16 protein-coding genes are annotated in these 18,659 nt (G+C 39.3%); 8 read left to right on the top strand and 8 right to left on the bottom strand.

Annotation, left to right across the window (positions count from 1 at the left end):
• Nucleotides 1–180 precede the first annotated feature (180 nt).
• From B4Z90_RS03435 to B4Z90_RS03425, 3 genes are all read left to right on the top strand, one after another.
• Nucleotides 181–1,311 carry a hypothetical protein gene (locus B4Z90_RS03435; RefSeq protein WP_286801413.1) on the top strand — a complete coding sequence of 377 codons (1,131 nt, stop codon included), beginning with the start codon at nucleotides 181–183 and terminating at the stop codon, nucleotides 1,309–1,311.
• A gap of 150 nt (nucleotides 1,312–1,461) precedes the next feature.
• Nucleotides 1,462–1,938 carry a hypothetical protein gene (locus B4Z90_RS03430; RefSeq protein ID WP_286801412.1) on the top strand — a complete coding sequence of 159 codons (477 nt, stop codon included), beginning with the start codon at nucleotides 1,462–1,464 and terminating at the stop codon, nucleotides 1,936–1,938.
• A gap of 7 nt (nucleotides 1,939–1,945) precedes the next feature.
• Entirely contained in the window at nucleotides 1,946–2,413 is a 468-nt protein-coding gene (locus tag B4Z90_RS03425) for a hypothetical protein (protein ID WP_070562774.1), read from the top strand.
• Between the two features lie 129 nt (nucleotides 2,414–2,542).
• On the opposite strand, the gene B4Z90_RS03420 is transcribed toward B4Z90_RS03425, so the two are convergent.
• From B4Z90_RS03420 to B4Z90_RS03405, 4 genes are all read right to left on the bottom strand, one after another.
• Nucleotides 2,543–3,292 (bottom strand): LytR/AlgR family response regulator transcription factor, encoded by a 750-nt coding sequence (locus tag B4Z90_RS03420; protein WP_159333480.1) that lies wholly within the window; start codon nucleotides 3,290–3,292, stop codon nucleotides 2,543–2,545.
• 122 nt (nucleotides 3,293–3,414) lie between these two features.
• On the bottom strand, nucleotides 3,415–4,482 hold the full coding sequence (locus B4Z90_RS03415; protein ID WP_070562780.1) for a sensor histidine kinase: 1,068 nt from the start codon (nucleotides 4,480–4,482) through the stop codon (nucleotides 3,415–3,417).
• A gap of 6 nt (nucleotides 4,483–4,488) precedes the next feature.
• Complete coding sequence (locus tag B4Z90_RS03410; protein WP_286801411.1) at nucleotides 4,489–5,103, bottom strand: tetratricopeptide repeat protein; 615 nt, start codon at nucleotides 5,101–5,103, stop codon at nucleotides 4,489–4,491.
• A gap of 152 nt (nucleotides 5,104–5,255) precedes the next feature.
• Nucleotides 5,256–7,403, bottom strand: a complete 2,148-nt coding sequence (locus B4Z90_RS03405) for a TonB-dependent receptor (RefSeq protein ID WP_070562787.1) — start codon at nucleotides 7,401–7,403, stop codon at nucleotides 5,256–5,258.
• Between the two features lie 270 nt (nucleotides 7,404–7,673).
• On the opposite strand from B4Z90_RS03405, the gene B4Z90_RS03400 reads away from it, so the two are divergent.
• The 5 genes from B4Z90_RS03400 to B4Z90_RS03380 all read left to right on the top strand — a co-directional run bounded on the left by B4Z90_RS03400 (nucleotide 7,674) and on the right by B4Z90_RS03380 (nucleotide 12,957).
• Nucleotides 7,674–8,642: a D-2-hydroxyacid dehydrogenase family protein gene (locus tag B4Z90_RS03400; protein WP_286801410.1), complete on the top strand. Its 969-nt coding sequence runs from the start codon at nucleotides 7,674–7,676 to the stop codon at nucleotides 8,640–8,642.
• 23 nt (nucleotides 8,643–8,665) lie between these two features.
• Nucleotides 8,666–9,712 (top strand): 8-amino-7-oxononanoate synthase, encoded by a 1,047-nt coding sequence (locus B4Z90_RS03395; protein ID WP_286801409.1) that lies wholly within the window; start codon nucleotides 8,666–8,668, stop codon nucleotides 9,710–9,712.
• 247 nt (nucleotides 9,713–9,959) lie between these two features.
• Nucleotides 9,960–10,244, top strand: coding sequence for an HU family DNA-binding protein (locus B4Z90_RS03390; RefSeq protein WP_046673299.1), 285 nt, complete (start codon nucleotides 9,960–9,962; stop codon nucleotides 10,242–10,244).
• Nucleotides 10,245–10,262: 18 nt separating this feature from the next.
• Nucleotides 10,263–11,099 carry a tetratricopeptide repeat protein gene (locus B4Z90_RS03385; RefSeq protein WP_070562796.1) on the top strand — a complete coding sequence of 279 codons (837 nt, stop codon included), beginning with the start codon at nucleotides 10,263–10,265 and terminating at the stop codon, nucleotides 11,097–11,099.
• Between the two features lie 304 nt (nucleotides 11,100–11,403).
• Nucleotides 11,404–12,957, top strand: a complete 1,554-nt coding sequence (locus B4Z90_RS03380) for an Rne/Rng family ribonuclease (protein ID WP_046673301.1) — start codon at nucleotides 11,404–11,406, stop codon at nucleotides 12,955–12,957.
• A gap of 80 nt (nucleotides 12,958–13,037) precedes the next feature.
• On the opposite strand, the gene B4Z90_RS03375 is transcribed toward B4Z90_RS03380, so the two are convergent.
• From B4Z90_RS03375 to B4Z90_RS03360, 4 genes are all read right to left on the bottom strand, one after another.
• On the bottom strand, nucleotides 13,038–15,668 hold the full coding sequence (locus tag B4Z90_RS03375; protein ID WP_070562799.1) for a hypothetical protein: 2,631 nt from the start codon (nucleotides 15,666–15,668) through the stop codon (nucleotides 13,038–13,040).
• Between the two features lie 3 nt (nucleotides 15,669–15,671).
• On the bottom strand, nucleotides 15,672–16,517 hold the full coding sequence (locus B4Z90_RS03370; RefSeq protein WP_070562802.1) for a GLPGLI family protein: 846 nt from the start codon (nucleotides 16,515–16,517) through the stop codon (nucleotides 15,672–15,674).
• A 69-nt stretch (nucleotides 16,518–16,586) separates the two neighbouring features.
• Nucleotides 16,587–17,486 (bottom strand): tRNA (adenosine(37)-N6)-dimethylallyltransferase MiaA, encoded by a 900-nt coding sequence (gene miaA / locus B4Z90_RS03365; protein ID WP_139144917.1) that lies wholly within the window; start codon nucleotides 17,484–17,486, stop codon nucleotides 16,587–16,589.
• Entirely contained in the window at nucleotides 17,483–18,655 is a 1,173-nt protein-coding gene (locus tag B4Z90_RS03360; RefSeq protein WP_070562808.1) for a Gfo/Idh/MocA family protein, read from the bottom strand. The genes miaA and B4Z90_RS03360 overlap by 4 nt, the downstream gene beginning before the upstream one ends.
• Nucleotides 18,656–18,659 lie beyond the last annotated feature (4 nt).

Raw genomic sequence — 18,659 nt, 5'->3', positions numbered from 1 at the left:
GGGTTTTAACGAGCCTTTGTGGCTATAGATATCCTATTCAAAGGATCTAGTCCAAATTTGGAATGAGCTTTAGATTTTACTTCGCTAAAACTGTGAACCTTTGGATAATCGTATTTGCTCTCGGAGAACCCCTGAAAACCAGTATTTTTTTTTGGCATGGGAATCGCTACCTTGACCTTTATGAATAGACAACTATTTTCACCCCTATCTTTATTCCTTGGAGCGACATTATTCATGGGAATCTTGAGCTGTGGTCACAATACGAGGGTTAATAATACAGATTTAAAGGATTCTTCTGAACTTAAAACCATTGCCGTGAAGGATACGATGGATGCTGCTAAATTTCCTCCTTTGCCGATTGACTATGACAGGACAAAGGTTTTAAAAAACACCTATGTTGTTGATCGTGCTGGAGTCGAACTTAGACAAGGTGCAGATGGAGCGGCTCCGCTATTAGGAAAATATCCCTATGGCACCAAGCTCGATGTGATCGGTGAAGAAGGAGAATGGATTGCTGTCATGGACCGTATACAGCGCGATTACAAAGGGAGAAATGGCGAAACAGGTGATATTACACGATGGGAAAAGGTGTATGTAGCGAAGTCCAAGCTGGGGAAACAGGATCAGATTACAATTTCCCCCAGGGATTTAAATTCAATCGTCTCACTTACGATAAATGGTAAAGAAACGTATTATGAAAAGGGGCATTCTTTAGATAAGTATCTCCAGTTAGAGTTGATTGATAAGCAAACGTTCCTAGCCGCTCAGAATACGGCTAAAAATTACTTGATCAAGGATACCCTGTCTTATCCTAAAAACGGAAAAACCCTAGAATTGCCTTTGACCAATGGAAAAAAGTTAATTTTTACAGATAAGGATATCGATAATGAATTGGAAGCCAGTTATTCGTATAAAGGACATTATGATTTTCTAAATGCTTTTGCTGTTGATGGGAATTACTGGGAAAGTGCTGATGTGCGGCTTTTTGATAAACAAGACGGTCATCTTATTGTGGAATGTGGAGATTATCCCTTCTTTTCTGCCGATAAAAATTATCTGATGACTTTACACGCTGATCCCTATGAATCGACGGGTGACTTGCAGCTCTTCCACGTGAAACAAGGAAAGGTGACGCCGATGCTTTTTGTTAGTTTTAAAGAGTGGATGCCAACTTGGAAAGAGGAATTGATATTTTGGGGCAAAGATGGATGCATATATACTGCTGCCAACCATATTGATGGCTATTGGGGCGATGAAGGATCGTTGAACGAACGATCACAGTTTATCCGAATAAGGATATTACCTTATTAAAGATCTATATAATTAAAGACGGGCATAAACTGTACTTTTATTCATTTGCTGTAGGCGTATATATTTACTATTTTTCTGTTTTAAGTAAAACTATTCTGGCATGCACCTGTTGTATTCCATAAAATAGATTATAGTTTGTAATTTAGCTGGATGAAACTAAGAATATTATCGTTATTTACTATCCTTTTTCTCTTTACTACGTTGTCTAAAGCACAAGATAAGCCCTGGAAACAACATAATAAATGGATCTGGGGTCCTTCAGTAGGGTATCAGTATCAAAGTGGTAATTTTCTGAAAGTTTCGGGCTGGGGATTATTTGCCCCGAATGATTTTCAATATATGAAAATTGATGCCGGAGCTAATTTCAGCTGGATGGAAGGTAAAACGACGGTTATTCCAGAGCTGGGATTTACTTACTATCTAAATGATTTTGTTTTTTTCCCTTTTGTGAAAGCAGAGTTAACACCTTACACTATAACGCCAAAAGTGGGGGCCAGTCTATTCTCCATTGTGGATCTGGGAATAGGTTATGGATTTGATTACAATACGAAGAAAAATTTTAAGCCGATTGACGGAATTACCGTTTCAGTAGGGGTAAATATTCCGCTCAATTTTCATATTTATTAATTGAAAAATGCGCAGTAAGACGATTTATAAACTCCTGGGGTCACTTGTTGTGTTGTTAGCGCTGGTTAGCAACCTAAAAGCGCAAGATTATTTAATCGGTCCTTCACTGAGTTATCAGTTCCAAAAAGGCAGTATATTAAAAACCGGCGCTTATTTCGCATTTCCTTTTAGTGGAGATCATATACTGCGAGCAGATGCTACAGCTAACTTTACATGGACACAAAAAAAGTTTGCCGTAATCCCTGAGGCCGGAATAACGTATTATCCCCAAACATATGTCTTGACTCCTTTTGTTCGTACAGAACTTACTCCATATACCATTACCCCCAAAGTTGGAGTGAGCTTGGCTACATTGGTGGATCTTGATTTTGGTTATGGATTATCCATCAATGAAAAAAAAGATTATAATCCGATAAAGGGTTTTGCGGTGTCTCTTCGATTTAGTATTCCGCTAAATTATCGGATCAATATGTAGCTCAGATTCTTCAATCAGCTTGTATATTTTCTCTGGGATATTTGCTTACCGCATGATTATGTCGTCGCTACGGTATCAGTATGCCCGCGTTAACTCCTGCTCGGAAGAAGTCTTTTGGTTTTTCCTGAATTAGTTGTCCAGCCAGTCTTTGAAGGCTGAGACTTTCTCCCGGGAGACAATGAGCTCTTCGGATTCATAATGCTTGAGGTATATTTTTAGCCGGGCATTGGAATGTACAGCAATATTTTTGATGGCATCAAATTGAATAATCGTGCTTCGATTGATCCTAAAAAATGCTTTGGGTGACAGTTGCGGTGTTAGTGCGTCCAATGTCTGATCCAAAAGATAGTTTCCATTTTCGTTGGTATAAAGGTAAGTGCCTTTGTTTTCGCTGTAAATGCATTCAACTTGCTGGCTTGTCACAACTTTTAGACTTTGGCCGATTTTGATTGTAAAGCGTTCCTTAAATGTTGGGGCAGGGTTTCTAAACAACGCTTGAAGCGATGCCAGATCAAACTGGGGATTGGGGCGTCTAAATTGGCGGAATTTTTCAATTGCATTTTCCAATTCTTCATCTTCAATTGGCTTCAGCAGGTAATCGATGCTATTTTGTTTAAAAGCACGCAACATATATTCATCGTATGCGGTGGTAAAAATAATGGCCGAACTGGGTTTCACCTGCTCCAGGATGTCAAATGAAATCCCATCCGCGAGCTGAATATCCAAAAAAAGGAGGTCTGGGTCACTGTTTGACATAAACCACTCAATGGATTCTTCCACAGTTTGCAGTACAGCAGATACGGTGTAACCGAGTTCCTCAAGTTTTCTTCGAAGTAATCTCGCCGATGGAAGTTCGTCTTCTATAATTACTATTTTCATTACTTTTTTACGTGCTTATCGATCATCAGACCGTTGTATTGCTTAATTTGTTGAATCGTTGTGCCCATGCTATTGTTTTTGCTGTGCTTAGCTCCCGCATGTTTATTAAGAGCAGGTTACTTTTAAAAGACTATTTCATGGATAATAGGCAGTCCGACAGAAAATAATAGATCACTTTCTTGAATATACACAGGTAGATTGGACAGTATAGCATAACGTTCCTGAATATTTTTCAAACCGATTCCCGAATGATCATGGAGCACTTTCTTTTTTTGAAGATTGTTTTCAACATAGAGGTAATTATTTTTTCTATAAATCTTCAATAAAAGCGGCTTCCTGATCGAAATAATATTGTGTTTGATTGCATTTTCGATCAGTAATTGAAGGGAAAGCGGTAATATAAAACCAGTATGCTGTTCCGCATTGATCTGTAGATCGATCTGTATACCGGTTTCGAAGCGCAGACTCAAGAGGTTTAAATAAGCCTTTGAAAAAGTAAGCTCTTCCTGTAAAGAAACAAGGCTTTTGTCCCTTTGTTCCAATACATAGCGATATATCTTAGAAAGGTCTGTCGTAAACATGCTGGCTTTTTTAGGGCTTTCCTCAATTAATCCATTCAATACATTCAGGCTGTTGAACAAAAAATGTGGGTCGAGTTGATTCTTGAGCGACTCAAATTGTGCTGCTATTTGTTGTTTTTCCTGATGAGATTCTTTGATTTGGTAATCTTTGAATCTTTTATAGAAATAGAAACCAAAAAAAATCATTGAAATGCACCAAGATATCATCGCGGTTTGAAAATAATATGCAACACGTTGTTGATGAATAAATTGGTGGAAACGCTGAGCGAAATTTTTGGGAACACCCGGGTTAAAAAGTCCGGAGAAAAAAGCATTGACAATAAAAACGACCAGTACGGTCAAGAAAAAACTGATACTGTAAAAAACAATCATCTTCTTCCCAAAATCTTTACTGTTCGGGTACTTTTTTCCGACCCATTTTGATAGATAGCTGTGACCCAGAAAGAGAAAAAATCCATATAGTAAACCTCGGACCATATTAGGGTGAAAGATGATGGATACCCAAGGGACATCATTATGGTCAAGCTTGGCCACAACCACAAAATAGATGGTCACGACCAGGCTTGCGAGTAGTGCTTGTATAATCGCTTTAAATGGTGCTTTTTTCACAACGTGTTATTTGCATTCCTTTACGAGTTGTTCTGCCCGATCTTTGCCCCATGAAGGTGCAAATGGCGTAGTAATCTTCTCTTCACCGAATAAAGATAGTGCTTTCTTTACATCCTCACATTCTTTGTTGGTATCCTGGTTAAAATATTTTTTTGCGTTTATTTGGAATTCCGCTAGTCCCAATACAGCCCGGGGGTTGTTTGGCGCAAGGGAGATGGCTTTTTTATATAGAGCTATAATCTTAGGCGAAAGCTCTTTGGCTTTTGTCATGGGATCTGTGATCATCAATGCTGTTTGGTTCATCGCTTTCAGTACAAGCCATTCTGAATTGTTGTCCTGGGCGCTATTGTTTAGTATTTCTTCTGCAGACTGTATATATTTTGCCTGTGTCTCTTTATTTTTCTCCCTAAAGGATGCTGTTGCCAGTACCATGGCCTGATAATAGGCAGGAATCCAATTGTCCTTTTCTGCCTGTGCAATACGTTCTAAAAGAGCGGCCGCTTTTTGTGTCTCTCCCGATTGCCATAGACTCATGGCTTGTCCCATACTTTTTTCAAAATTGCCTTGTGCAAACGCGCTGCCGCTTATAAGGCAGATGAGGACGATAATAAATGATTTCATGATCTTTCGTTTTTAGTTTAAATATTTTTCTAAGTTATTGCTGTTGTGTTTGATGTATATGTTATTGATTGTTATTGAAGTTGGCAATCCTTCGCTGCAAACAGAAATAATTTTGGATGGACCGACGTATTTCGATGATGAGTTGATGCTTATTATAGATTGTCCAATTGATTGTCTTTTTCATTTTTACTGATTGTCCAGAAATAGCCTAGAAACACAAAGCGCTTGGCGGTAGGGACAATCGGTCTACGGTCATAGATTCCTTGTGAATTTGGTCGGTCTGCATATTGATAGCCATAGATTGGGCTAGCGCCAAGAACATTACTGACGGAGAAATGGATAATTTTTTGCTGGCTATAAAGGAACGACCAACTCATAGAAAGATTGTTGTAACCTTTTGTATGGCTATTCATAAATACTGTTTGATTGGGATCATTGTAATTTCTGCCGGATACAAACGAATTTGTCACACTGAGCTGTGAACGTAGACTGGGTAGCCAGTATTTTCCAACGATATAGAAACTGTGTTTGTAGACATAAGGGGGAGTAACTGTTGTCGGATAATTCGCGTCATTTCGCTTACTGTCCGTATAAGAATATGAAATCCAGTATTGGAGGTTTTTGATGCTGCTGTTGTTTTTGTAAAATAGGTCAAAGCCTTTGACCTTACCGCTTCCGTTATTGTCATATTGGGTGTCGTAATTTGGCGTCGCACTGTTGTATTTTACCAAATTGTTGTATTCTTTATGATAAGCTTCTAAGCGAAGTAAGTGCCCTCCACGGGCATAGAAATAATTTGCGATATAGTGATTGGCTTCCATCCAGCCAAGCTGAGGGGCATATTTTAATAGAGGTGTTGGTGCCTGCTGATGGAAGTTCCCATAGGCAAGTGAGAGCTGCGTATATTTATCTAATGCGTAGCCCAGCGAAGCTCTTGGTTCTAAAGTGTTCTTCGACTGCAAATTGGAGGAGGTTTCTCGTAAGCCGATTTTCCCGATTAAGTTCGGGAGGATGCCGAAGGTCGTTTCCGTAAATACGGCGGTCATCTTGCTATGATACCCGTAGTGATAACCAATGGTTTGTCGGTGATATTCTTCTTGATAATTGGTGTCGAAATATTCTATTCCGCCAATACTTTTAATCTTATTGTTCCAGACCTTACTTAGCATTCCTTTTAAGTGAAGACTTTTTTCTTCATTAGGTAGGTAAACGTCATCGTAGTGCAGCTTATCGGTCAGGTAGCCTAGGCCAATGCCGGACTGGAAAGTCCATCGGTTTCCCAGATTCTGACTGTAACTAATGTTGGCGTAGGCATTGTTGGATTTCTTTTTCAATGGGACAGGTTGCTCATAATTGATGTCTGCTTGGTAAAGTCCCATATTTTCGAAATTGTATGCCCCATAGATATTTAGAAAGCCTTCTTTAAACTGATGGCGATAGATCATTTCTCCGGAGGCGTTTTCATAGGGTTTTGTCCATTTGATATCTGGCGTAATAATTTTGGAATAAGGTTTTAAGTTGGTATAACTGCTGTTGAAGGTGAGGGAGTTTTTGCCCCATTGTAAGGTATGTCCCAAACCTAGTCCAACGGAAGATAGTGAAAACTCTGTTTTGCGTTGTTCTATGGTATTTTCGGTGTTTAGGGCTAGAATGCTGGATAGCGCATTACCAAATTCTGCCGAATAACCACCTGTAGAGAAATTTACGCCTTTAAAGAGCATGGGTGAAAATCGACCCCTTACAGGAACTTCATTTGGTGTTGCGGTGTAAGGTTGGGCTACTCTGATTCCATTGATGTAGGTCTGTGTTTCGGAGGCATCTCCACCGTGAACCATAAGACGTCCATTTTCTCCCCCAACCTGTGCACCGGGCAATGTTGCTAATGCGCTGATGATGTTTCCCATGCTGCCTGCCGTAGTGACAATATCCAATGGACTCATTACCGTGTTTTTTCCGGAGCTATTGGCTTGTAGCACCCCTGCCTGAATCGTGACTTCCTGTAGGCGATTCTCACTTTCTTGCATTTGAATAATAAGCAATTCTTTCTGAGGAAGCTGGATAGACTTACTATATGTTGGGAGGCCCACAACAGACGCTTTCAGCATTTTAGTACCTTGTTCACTAGTTTCAAACATAAAGTTTCCAAGCGAATCAGTCGTGCCGCCATCATAGGTGCCTTCAATAAAAACATTGGCTAAATATATCGGTTTGCCGTTTTTGCCCAGTACTTTCCCTTTTAAGATAGACTGTGCCGATACGATGGTAATACTTAAAAATAGTAAGGTTAATAACAGCTTCATTTTTCTTTATTTTTATTCAAATATCAGCGGCTGTAAGTGCTTCTGCGAAAAAGAGTGGATGGAATGTCAAAATATCATGACGAATTGCAGGATTCCAACTTTATGCTGTAAATTGATATCGAAAAGCAAAATTTCCTTCCTAAATAAGTTCCGCAATGGAAAGATGGGAACGTACTATATTGCTTTTATATGCGATGAAGTTATAGGGATATAAAAGCCTTTTACTTTCGTTGGATATTGAAAATGAGAGTTTAAAATTAAGTCAAAAAAATGCGAATAACCATTTTAGATGACTATCAAGATGCTGTCCAACAGTTGGACTGTTTCAAAATTCTTGATGGTCACGATGTCCAAATATTGAAACAGTCCTATGCAGATCCGGCTTTACTGGCGGAAAAATTAAGCGATACGGAAGCGCTAGTGCTCATTAGAGAACGGACCCAGATTACAGAAGAACTGTTGTCCCAGCTTCCCAAGCTAAAGTTGATCAGCCAAACGGGCAAAATTTCAAATCATTTGGATTTGGCTGTTTGTAGCCGCTTTCATGTGGCTGTTGCAGAAAGCATGGGTTCTCCTGTTGCTCCAGCTGAATTGACCTGGCTTTTGATCATGAATGCACTCCGAGGTTTACCTAAGGCTCTTTCAGATATGGACAAAGGCCTATGGCAAACGAACATAGGAGAATGTGTCTCCGGAAAAACAATAGGGATATGGAGTTATGGAAAAATAGGGAAGCGAATAGCGCAATATGCAAAGGCTTTTGGTGCCCAAGTAATTGTTTGGGGAAGCGAAAATTCCCGAGAAGAAGCTGTAAAAGACGGTTTTTTAGCTGCAACAAGTAAATCCGATTTTTTTCATTTTTCAGATGTTGTTACTTTACACCTTCGGTTAGTGCCTGCGACGCGAGGTATCGTAAAGCTCGAAGATCTCCGGTCTATGAAGCCGACTGCACTTTTTGTCAATACTTCCCGTGCAGAGTTGGTTGAAGAGGGTGCACTATTGACCGCGCTCGAAACAGGTGTTCCGGGAATGGCTGCGGTAGATGTCTATGAGTCCGAGCCAGTCTTTGATCCTAACTATCCTTTATTGCAGCTACCAAATGTGCTCTGTACGCCACATATTGGCTATGTGGAGAAGAATGGTTATGAACGATTATTTAGACTTGCTTTTGAGAATATTGTAGCCTTTTCCGAGGGTAATCCACAGCATATCGCTAACCCCGAAGTCTTGACCCGCTAATTAAATGAATCGGCTATATATAGATGAATAATTTTACACATTTAGAACAACCAACAGGTCGAGTTATTGTGGTCGGCGGTAAGGAATATCTTTTTTTCGGTGGAACTTCCTATCTAGGGCTGGCAACAGATCAAGCATATGCTGCTATTTTCATAGAAGGTATACAGCGATATGGTATTAACAATGGCACTTCACGAAATAATAATGTGCAACAGGCCATATTTGATCAAGCGGAAGAATATGCTGCAATGCGTTTTGGTTTTGAAGCAAGTCTGTTGCTCTCAAGTGGATATCTGGCGACGCAATTTCTTGTAAGAACCTTGGCGGCTGAAGGCGAAGTATTGTACGCACCCGCATGTCACCCTTCTTTATGGTTAGATAAAAAGCCTGCAGCAACTGGACATTTTGTTGACTGGGCCAATGCAACGATCGAGTATATCAATCATTCAGCCCAAAAATCATTTATCATCGTTAGTAACAGCTTGGACAATATGCGCCCGGAATTATACGATTTCACTGTTTTCAATCGTATTGATCCGGGTAAAAAAATTATACTGCTCTTGGATGATTCTCACGGAATAGGAGTTTTGCGCAAGAATGGCATTTCATTAGATAAAAGTAGTTTTCAACAGACTAATATTGAGCTGATTGTCGTCGCATCCTTGGCAAAAGGCCTGGCAACAGATGCTGGATTGATTTTGGCCGATGAGGAACGAATTAAGTATTTCAAGCGATCAAACTTTTATACAGGGTCTTCTCCAAGTTCGCCAGCGAGCTTATACGCATTTATCCATGGAGAGCAGATCTATTTACAGCAATTCGAAAAGTTGCAGTATAATATTAATTCCTTCAAAGCACATATGGGGTCTGGATTAAACGCTGTTGCTAATTTTCCGGTGTTTTCATCAACGGATACGGGCCTTTATGCGAGGCTGATGAATGCCGGAGTACTTGTGTCAAGTTTCCCTTATCCCCTTGCCACAGATCCCCTATTAAATCGGATTGTGGTAAATGCACACCATACCAAGGCGGATTTGAATCAACTAAGTCATGCAATTGGCATATATTGATTTTTATATGACAACTAATAAGTCAACATCTTGTAAATTAGATAATTGTTTTTATTTTTGAGGTTTATTTAAGGGTTGGTCGAACATAGTGTCTCGTTAATTGATTGTAAATGTTTGGCTTTTGGAAGCTTATTTATCAAAAAAGTATTTAAATAATTTCCATTACTCATTTTAAAACAATACTTTTGCATCCCCAAACATTAGTTGGCTTAAGGGTTGAAAAATAAATAATTACAGTAAAATAGATATGACTAAAGCAGAAATTATTGCAGAAATCTCTACCAAAACTGGCTTAGAGAAGGTAGATGTTCAAGAAACCGTAGAGGCGTTCTTTAAAGTTGTCAAAAACGCAATGATCGGAGGAGAAAATGTATATGTAAGAGGTTTTGGTAGCTTCGTAGTCAAAAAAAGAGCTGAGAAGACTGCAAGAAACATTTCAAAAAATACAGCAATCATTATCCCTGAACACTTTGTTCCTAGTTTCAAGCCAGCAAAAATTTTCGTAGAGAAAGTAAAGAATGGCAATAAATAATCTTTAAAATAGATTAAAATGGCAAAAACCAAACAGATAATAGTCATAGGATCAGTAGTAGCCTTGGTTGCTGTGCTTTTAGCGCAGCCTATTAAAGGTTTGGTGAACAAAGAAAAACAAACTGCTGCAGCATCTGAGTCGAAGCCGTCCAATGAAGTAAATTTGGAAAATATATCTTCGATGACAAAACAAGGTTTAGATGCTAGTTTAGTCAAAGAAATTTCCGATATTGAGGGCCAAGTTGCAAAAGCTTCTGGAGAGGATAAGATAAAGCTGTTGCAACAGTTGGCAAATAAGTGGGATGATGTCGCAAAACCAGCCCCTCAGGCTTTCATCTATGAGGAAATGGCGAAGGTTTCACCGAAGTTTGAGTATTGGTTGAAAGCAGGTAATGCTTATCGTGCCGCTTATACAAATTTGCAGGATTCTACTTTAGCTCAAGCGTTGAATCAAAATGCTATTCATGCATATGAGGCTGCGTTAAAAGCGAATACAAGTAGTTTGGATGCAAAAACAGGATTGGGTGCCGCAATGGTATCGGGAACGAACAATCCTATGGCGGGTATTGCCTTATTGCGAGAAGTCGTTGCTGCCGATCCTAAAAACTTAGAAGCAAACAAAACTTTGGGATTGTTTTCATTACAGTCCCGTCAGTTTGACAAAGCCATCGAGCGTTTTAAGACCGTTATCGATCAAAAACCCGATGCTGAGTCATACTTTTACTTAGCCACAGGCTATGAAAATATTGGGATGAAAAAGGAAGCCGTTACAGCTTTTCAAAAAAGTAAGGAACTTGCAGCCGATCCTTCCCTATCACAATTCATCGATCGAAAGATTGCTGAATTGAGCAAGTAATTAATTTATTATTTTATAATCATTAAAAAATTTAGCTATGCCAAGCGGAAAAAAAAGAAAAAGACACAAGATGGCTACTCACAAACGTAAAAAACGTTTAAGAAAAAATAGACACAAGAAAAAATAGTCTTGTGATAAGCTTTTAAACATCTTGGCCCATTTTGCTGAGATAGCTTTACGAAACGATCTACATGTCTGTGAAGGGGATGTAGATTGTTTTTTTCGTAACAACGTTCTTTAAATGTTTAATCGGATACCCAAGATTGCGATAGGATATTGCATAGGTATCAAAAATGAGTAGCTTTTGGTAAAGGAATTAATTATCGATTCAACTCCTGATAAAGGGGTAACTATTGCTTTACTACAAGATAAGCAGCTTGTTGAACTTAACCGCGAGCCCGCAAATAATAACTTCGCTGTTGGAGATATCTATCTCGGACGTATCAAGCGAATTATGCCTGGGCTTAATGCAGCTTTCGTAGATGTAGGCTACGAAAAGGATGCTTTTCTACATTATTTAGATTTGGGTCCTCAAGTTCAATCTTTGCTAAAGCTTACGCGTATAGTGAAGAATGGCAGTTATCAAGAGAAACTGCTCAATAGTTTAAAACTTGAAAAGGATATCGATAAAGCTGGTAAGATCTCTGATGTCTTGAGCAAAAATATGCTCGTGCCAGTACAAATCGCCAAAGAACCCATTTCAACAAAAGGACCGCGTCTGAGTTCAGACCTTTCAATAGCAGGTCGTTTTGTCGTTTTGGTACCTTTCTCAAGTACTGTTTCCATTTCCAAGCGTATCAAAGGTAGTAATGAACGCAACCGCCTAAAAAAGATTGTCGAAGGGATTAAGCCAGCTAATTTTGGTGTTATCATTCGTACAGTTTCCGAAGGTAAGGGTGTTGAAGAACTACAACGTGACTTATTGGACCTGATCTCAAAATGGGAACTATTTACCAAACGTCTTCGTAATGCTGAACCGCCTCAAAAGGTTCTTGGCGAAATGGATCGTGCATCCACTATTCTACGGGATATTTTGACAGACGAGTTTTCACATATTTATGTTAATGATCCTTCGATCTTCGAAGAAACAAAATCATATATACACGATATATCTCCAGATTTGGAGAAAATTGTCAAACTTTATAAACATAAAGAGCCAATTTTTGATCATTTCGGAGTTGAAAAGCAAATCAAGGCAGCTTTTGGCAAAACGGTAACATTGCCTGGTGGTGCGTATCTCGTTATTGAGCATACCGAAGCCCTGCATGTCATTGATGTCAACAGTGGTAACCGTTCTGCGAATAAGGAGAATCAGGAAGACAATGCATTGCTGGTCAATATGGAAGCAGCAAAAGAAATTGCGCGACAGCTGCGTTTGCGTGATATGGGCGGAATTGTAGTCATCGATTTTATCGATATGCATAAACCCAATCATCGAAAAGAGTTGTATACGTTCTTAAAAGAATGTATGGTAGCGGATAGAGCGAGACATACGATTTTGCCTCCAAGTAAATTTGGATTGGTTCAAATTACACGTCAGCGCGTTAGACCTGAAATGAATATTGTCACAAACGAAAAATGTCCGGCTTGTGATGGTACAGGTGAAATCCGATCAAGTATTGTCCTTATGGATGATATAGAAAATAATTTGAGCTTTATTCTTCAAGAACAGAACGAAAAGAAGGTGACCTTATGTGTTCACCCTTATATAGACGCCTACATTAAGTCTGGTTTGATTTCTAAAAGAATGAAATGGTTCATGAAGTACGGAAAATGGATTAAAGTAAATCCAATGACGTCATATTATCTAACTGAATTCCATTTCTTCAATGCGAAGGATGAAGAAATTAAGTTATAATAGAAAGAGATTAACGAAAAGGGTTAGTAGTGATACTAACCCTTTTTTGTTTTTATAGCATTTAAATTCCTATAAGAAACCTATTTGATATGGTAAATTCCCCTAAGGAGAGCCGTTCGTCCCCGCAGTTCATAACGATTCTGCGACTGTACATTGGCTGTTATGGAGTTTGTTTCAAAACTTTTTATATTGGCTAGGTTGCGTATATCCAGTTCAAAATCCATTCCCCATCGACTATATCTTGTCATGACGTTGCAGAATAAATAATTTGTATTCTTATAATCAGGCTGTTTGTTAAAAAGGTGCTGAAGATTCCATTTAAGTAATACTGATTTTGTGATATTGATGGGGAAGTTCATCGATTGCGTAATAAAAAGAATACGACGATCTGACGATGCATTGCCCTGGGAGGAAAATGATAGATTAATGGAGCTATTATAATCTAGTGCTATCCTTCTGAAAAATTTCTTGTTGAAAGCAGGTTGTAGTTCATAAGAAGTAATGGCAATGGGTAATATTTCCTTGTTAAATAACTGATTGTAGTTTGATCGTCTCCAATTGAATTTCAGTTTGAATAGGGCCCCTAGCTTGAATATATATTTATCAAGACCGATGGTAGCTGTATAGCTGTGCATAGAATTTTCTTTTGCAATCAGTTGTGTCGCCGTCAATGAGTCTGTAACTGTAGTGGCTATCATATTGTTTGTTGAGTGAATTTCATAACCTAGTCCAAAATGAAAAAACAGTAATTTAACCGATTGTCCCAATTTATAGTTCAAGAAAAAATCATTATTTCTGCTCACTGGATTGGCTGAGCTATTATAAGATCTAGTTCGGTAATTTTGGATAATCAAACCGCGATAAACAGCATCTATATTTCCCAAGTTGTTGCTATTTTTATAGGAAAATGCAAGTTCATCATCATAGCCAATATGGTATCGAGCGCTAAAGCTGGGTGTAAATTGGATGAGATTTTTCCAATTATTGAGCTGATAATTTTTGTCTTCAAAACGGGTATGGATAAAGGCGACAGGCAAGGATAAATTTGATTTAAAACGCTCTTTATTCCAAGCATAATGTGCATTGAATTCACTGGATGTGCGTAACCAATTCATTCTATTTATTGTTGAATCTAGCAACGGATTGAAAATTTTTTCTCCCTGTAGGAGTTCGATGTTAGATTCAAGGCGTTGATTTTCTAATTCGAGCTTTATACCGTAGTATTGGTTTATTTTACCGCTGGGGAGGCGATATCCCAGCGAAGCGACAGTATTGAAGGTCGGTACATTGACATGTTGGATTATCTTATCAAATATGACTGGATAAAACAGGTCATTGAATACTTCGGTAGAACTGCGTAGTCTCTGGGGCTTTGTATAATATTTACTAGACCATTGAAGTTGGATAATATTTCCATTTTTAAGCTCCGGCATATAAATCAGTTGATTGTTGATCGTTTTGGACCTATGATGAATATTGTTGTCGATCGGTATTGTATCTGATGAGATACTCGATTCGGAATCCTCACTATTTAGCCCCATTGTTAAGGAATTTTTAAAGTAAAAATGATCGGTATTGCGCTCAACTGTCACTTGCCCGGTCGCGGCCTTAGTGTTAATTTGTGCAATCTGAATCTCATGGAATGAAATATCCCCCTTTTCAGTATAATAGGTGTTTTTCCCTTCATAATGAATGTTGTTTCTGTCATATAATCCCTGGATATTCGTACGTAGCGACCAGTCTTTTTTAATCGGTTTTGAAAAATTGAAATCGAAAAGGCCGGTCTTATTCTGGAGGTAATCTCTTTTCTCTAAAGGAGGGCTGCCGATTGTTCCTAAAGAAAGTAGATTGTCAATTTTTGCCTGTGATCTCGTTTCTTCCATGTAAATAGCAAGATCCTGACCGATGTTATTTGCTTTCAGGGCATTGAGAAATTTCACTTTTTTGTTAAACATCATCGTGTTTAGATCTCCATCGAAATGTTTGGGAGTTCCCAATCCGAGCATTATGCTACCGGACGGCTTTAGTTTAGCTTCTTCTTTTATTACCAGGTTTAGCGCAACATCATCACTATACCTTTTATTTTTGAGCAATTTAATATGCTCATGATGAGATATGACTTGTATGTCTTTAACTAAATCTGGGGATATTGATTTTGTCCCCAAACCGTATTTTTCAGCCAGCAAATCATCCCCATCGATATAAAAGTTTGAAATGGATTTGCCCTGGTATTTCACTTCACCATTTTCAAGGACTTCCAGCCCAGGCATTCGCTTCAATACATCGCCGATAGTTCGATCATTGGAGTCAGCAAATCCAGCCACGTTGTAGGTGAGTGTGTCCCCGCTGCGTGCTATTTTAGGCGCACTTTTGATCTTGACTTCCTCCAATAAAATAGTGGTTTGTTCGAGTATGATTTGAAGGTTGCGTAGTTGGCTCCCAAGTGTTTGGCTGAAACGTTTGTACCCGATATGGTTGATCTCTATGTAGGCATTTGTTAGATCCTTGGATGTTATCATTTCAAAATGCCCAAGAGCATCCGTTATTTTAAAGGAAATTACTTTTCCATCACTAGATTTTAGATTAACGCTTGCTGCGCGAATACCTTGCTTACTCGTGTTATCTAATAAAACCCCGGAGATCTGATGTTGCCCATAACAGAAATAGCCGCATAGCCAAAAACAGACAAACAGCACAAAATTTTTGGGCATAAACTATGGCGCTAATTCGATAGGATTGTTTGTTTGTGTTGAAGGGGCTTGACCTTGAACATCGAAGCTGATTTGGACTTTAGAATAATCGATCTGAAAAGGGTTTGCGCGACCAGTTGCCCCAAGTGTTTCATAATAGGCGCTGGGATTCTCTTTAAATGCCGTTTTTAGTCTTTGAATTTCCTCTTTTTTTGCGGGTATAACACTTTTTGAAGGCTCAATTCGAAGTGATTGGTCCGAAGGTTGTTTTTGAAAGCCGGCATATTCCCAGCTGACGTCGTTTTTGGAATCTTGTACCGAAAGAATAAGCCCCGGTAGTCCATGTAGCTTCCATGGTCCAAAAGAAAATGGCAGTTCTGTCGTAAACCAAGCCGTGTAATCCCTTCCTTTAAATCGACATGTGGCCTTTTGACAAAGGTATCCACCGATAGTTTTAGTTTTATCTGTTATTTCCCAGTCCTGGCTTTCGTAGGGAGCTTCGCATGAATAAGCATCTGCCGGAGACGATATTCCCGCTATATGAATGGTCTTTTTTAAAGAAGGATAAATAATGTATCCATCCAGAACCGGGGGACTGGCAGGCATTTTTAACGTTAAATTGCCGTCAAAATCTTGAGCTGCAGTTTTGGCATCTAACTGTTGTTTGACGAGAATATCTGAGTAGGTTCTATAGAGACTACTTTCTTTACCGAGATAGGTGACTGTTTCATCCGTTAGCTGTACCGCATTTTTGGTCGTATCGTTGTTATGTTTAAATTGATAATGAACTTCGGCGATAACTTTTTCTTGTGCTTTCAATGAAAATAGGGCACAGACAAGCAGTGCAAAAATAAGCGATAATGTTCTCATCACAATTGTTATAAGGTTCTTTTAAAAATATGAAATTTTTTTTATGATAGAGAACAATTGTTATTTTTTTTAAACCCAATGGATAATTATACCGTCTTTTTCCATTTTTCGGAAGTAAGTCATTTGCCTTTTGGCATAGCGATGTATTTCTGTCTCCAATTTTTTGGTAAAGGTCGGGTAATCGAGCTGTCCAAGGAGATGGAATGACGCATATTTATACTCCAGGCCATAGTATTGAAGCTGATCGTGTGTAATCCCTTCGGTCAGGAGTTTTGCCACTTCTGCTAATAAGCCATCATTTAATCGTTGTTTTAATCTTTGGCTAATGTGTTCGCGTCGGATTTCCACTGACGGATTTAATCCGATAACGATGCTATCTACCGTTTGTTGCTGAGCGATGTGATCGGGGTGAGTATCTAAAAATGCTAATATTTCTATTGCGCGGATGATACGTTTTTTGGTCGAAAGATCGATTTGGAAATTCGCGGGTAGTGTATATTCCTGAAGGCGTTTTAACAACTCTGTCTCTGGGAGGGGAAGTAATGACTCCTTGAGGCCTTCGATAGATGGGATCAGCGCATATGGATTTTGTTGGATTACACTTTGGATATATAAGCCTGTACCACCACAAAGGATAGTATGTTTTCCCCTTTCTAGAATGGATTGTCGGGCTTGATGGAAGTCAGCGATAAAGTTTCCGAGATGATAGCGTTCTCCCGGTTCATGGGTGTCGATAAGATGATAGGGAATATCTTGATATTCCGATAGATCTTTTCCCGTACCGATGTCCATTCTTTTATAGATTTGGCGGGAATCTCCACTGATGATTTCAGCATCGATGCGTTGCGCCAGTTGAACGGCTAGTTTCGTCTTTCCTGAAGCTGTAGGTCCTAAGATAACGATAACTTTCTCTTTCGGAACGGTTTGCTGTTCCAAAAGAGAAAGTGTATATTTTAATCTGTCTATCACAGAACAAATTTAGTCCATTTTTCTGTTCCTTCGTTATTTTTTACGACAGTATCGATAAAAGCCATGCCTCTTACGCCATCGTAAACTGTTGGAAAATCTTGTTGTTCAGCTGTCGGAATTTGTCCTTCACGTTTTGCCGTAACTGTTGCCGCAAAATTACGGTAGATATTCGCAAATGATTCCAATAAGCCCTCTGGGTGACCTGCTGGTACGCGGGTATTATGTGTTGCAAAAGAACTCAACGTATAAGGCGCTGCGTAAGCATTTCCTGTGCGATAAAGCTGACGAGGCTGATCAAGCATCTTGATGATTAAATTGTTCGGATCCTCATTTGCCCATTCCAATCCACCTTTTTCACCGTAGATACGGATACGAACGGCATTTTCTTCTCCGGCTGAAATTTGCGAAGCCATTAATACACCTTTAGCACCATTTTCGAAACGCAAAAGCACCGAGCCATCGTCATCCAATAGACGACCTTCAACAAATGTTGTGAGGTCTGCACATAGTTCTTGGATTTTTAACCCCGATACATATTCCGCTAAATGCGCAGCATGGGTACCGATATCACCCATAACCAACGATTTACCTGAGCGTTTCGGATCTGCACGCCAAGCGGCCCCGGCATTACCTTCGCGTTCTGTTAGTCGGCTTAACCAACCCTGTGGATACTCAACCACAATCTTTCTGATCTTACCGAAGTGGCCTTCTTTGACCATCGCTTTGGCTTGTTTAACCATCGGGTAGCCGGAATACGTATGCGTAAGACACAGTGTGCGGCCTGTGCGCTCTACTGTTTCCTGTAATTCTTTTGCTTCTTCAACAGATACTGTCATTGGTTTTTCAACAACAACATCAAAACCTTTTTCTAGCGCTAATTTAGCTGGAGCAAAGTGTAGAAAATTGGGGGTTACGATCGTTACAAAATCCATACGCTCGCCTTCAGGAAGCAAAGATTCTTTTTCGATCATCTCTTCATAGTTTAGATAGACACGCTCAGGAGCTACAAATAAGTCTTCTCCAGATTGTTTTGAAATCTGTGGATCAATACTAAATGCACCACAAACCAGTTCAATCTTGCCATCCATAAAAGCAGCAATACGGTGTACAGCGCCAATAAAGGCATCGTTTCCGCCTCCGACCATACCCATGCGAAGTTTTCTCTTCATAACG

This window comes from Sphingobacterium sp. UBA5639, assembly GCF_002421245.1.
Classification (GTDB): domain Bacteria; phylum Bacteroidota; class Bacteroidia; order Sphingobacteriales; family Sphingobacteriaceae; genus Sphingobacterium; species Sphingobacterium multivorum.
Note: the sequence above shows the minus strand (reverse complement) of the source record. Positions and strands in the feature narration are given on the sequence as shown.

Coding starts and splice junctions, on each gene's coding strand:
- B4Z90_RS03425 (WP_070562774.1), top strand. CDS start 1,946: ATGCGCAGTAAGACGATTTATAAACTCCTGGGGTCACTTGTTGTGTTG.
- B4Z90_RS03385 (WP_070562796.1), top strand. CDS start 10,263: ATGGCAAAAACCAAACAGATAATAGTCATAGGATCAGTAGTAGCCTTG.
- B4Z90_RS03410 (WP_286801411.1), bottom strand. CDS start 5,103: ATGAAATCATTTATTATCGTCCTCATCTGCCTTATAAGCGGCAGCGCG.
- B4Z90_RS03405 (WP_070562787.1), bottom strand. CDS start 7,403: ATGAAGCTGTTATTAACCTTACTATTTTTAAGTATTACCATCGTATCG.
- B4Z90_RS03395 (WP_286801409.1), top strand. CDS start 8,666: ATGAATAATTTTACACATTTAGAACAACCAACAGGTCGAGTTATTGTG.
- B4Z90_RS03390 (WP_046673299.1), top strand. CDS start 9,960: ATGACTAAAGCAGAAATTATTGCAGAAATCTCTACCAAAACTGGCTTA.
- B4Z90_RS03375 (WP_070562799.1), bottom strand. CDS start 15,668: ATGCCCAAAAATTTTGTGCTGTTTGTCTGTTTTTGGCTATGCGGCTAT.
- B4Z90_RS03420 (WP_159333480.1), bottom strand. CDS start 3,292: ATGAAAATAGTAATTATAGAAGACGAACTTCCATCGGCGAGATTACTT.
- B4Z90_RS03430 (WP_286801412.1), top strand. CDS start 1,462: ATGAAACTAAGAATATTATCGTTATTTACTATCCTTTTTCTCTTTACT.
- B4Z90_RS03400 (WP_286801410.1), top strand. CDS start 7,674: ATGCGAATAACCATTTTAGATGACTATCAAGATGCTGTCCAACAGTTG.
- B4Z90_RS03435 (WP_286801413.1), top strand. CDS start 181: ATGAATAGACAACTATTTTCACCCCTATCTTTATTCCTTGGAGCGACA.
- B4Z90_RS03370 (WP_070562802.1), bottom strand. CDS start 16,517: ATGAGAACATTATCGCTTATTTTTGCACTGCTTGTCTGTGCCCTATTT.
- B4Z90_RS03360 (WP_070562808.1), bottom strand. CDS start 18,655: ATGAAGAGAAAACTTCGCATGGGTATGGTCGGAGGCGGAAACGATGCC.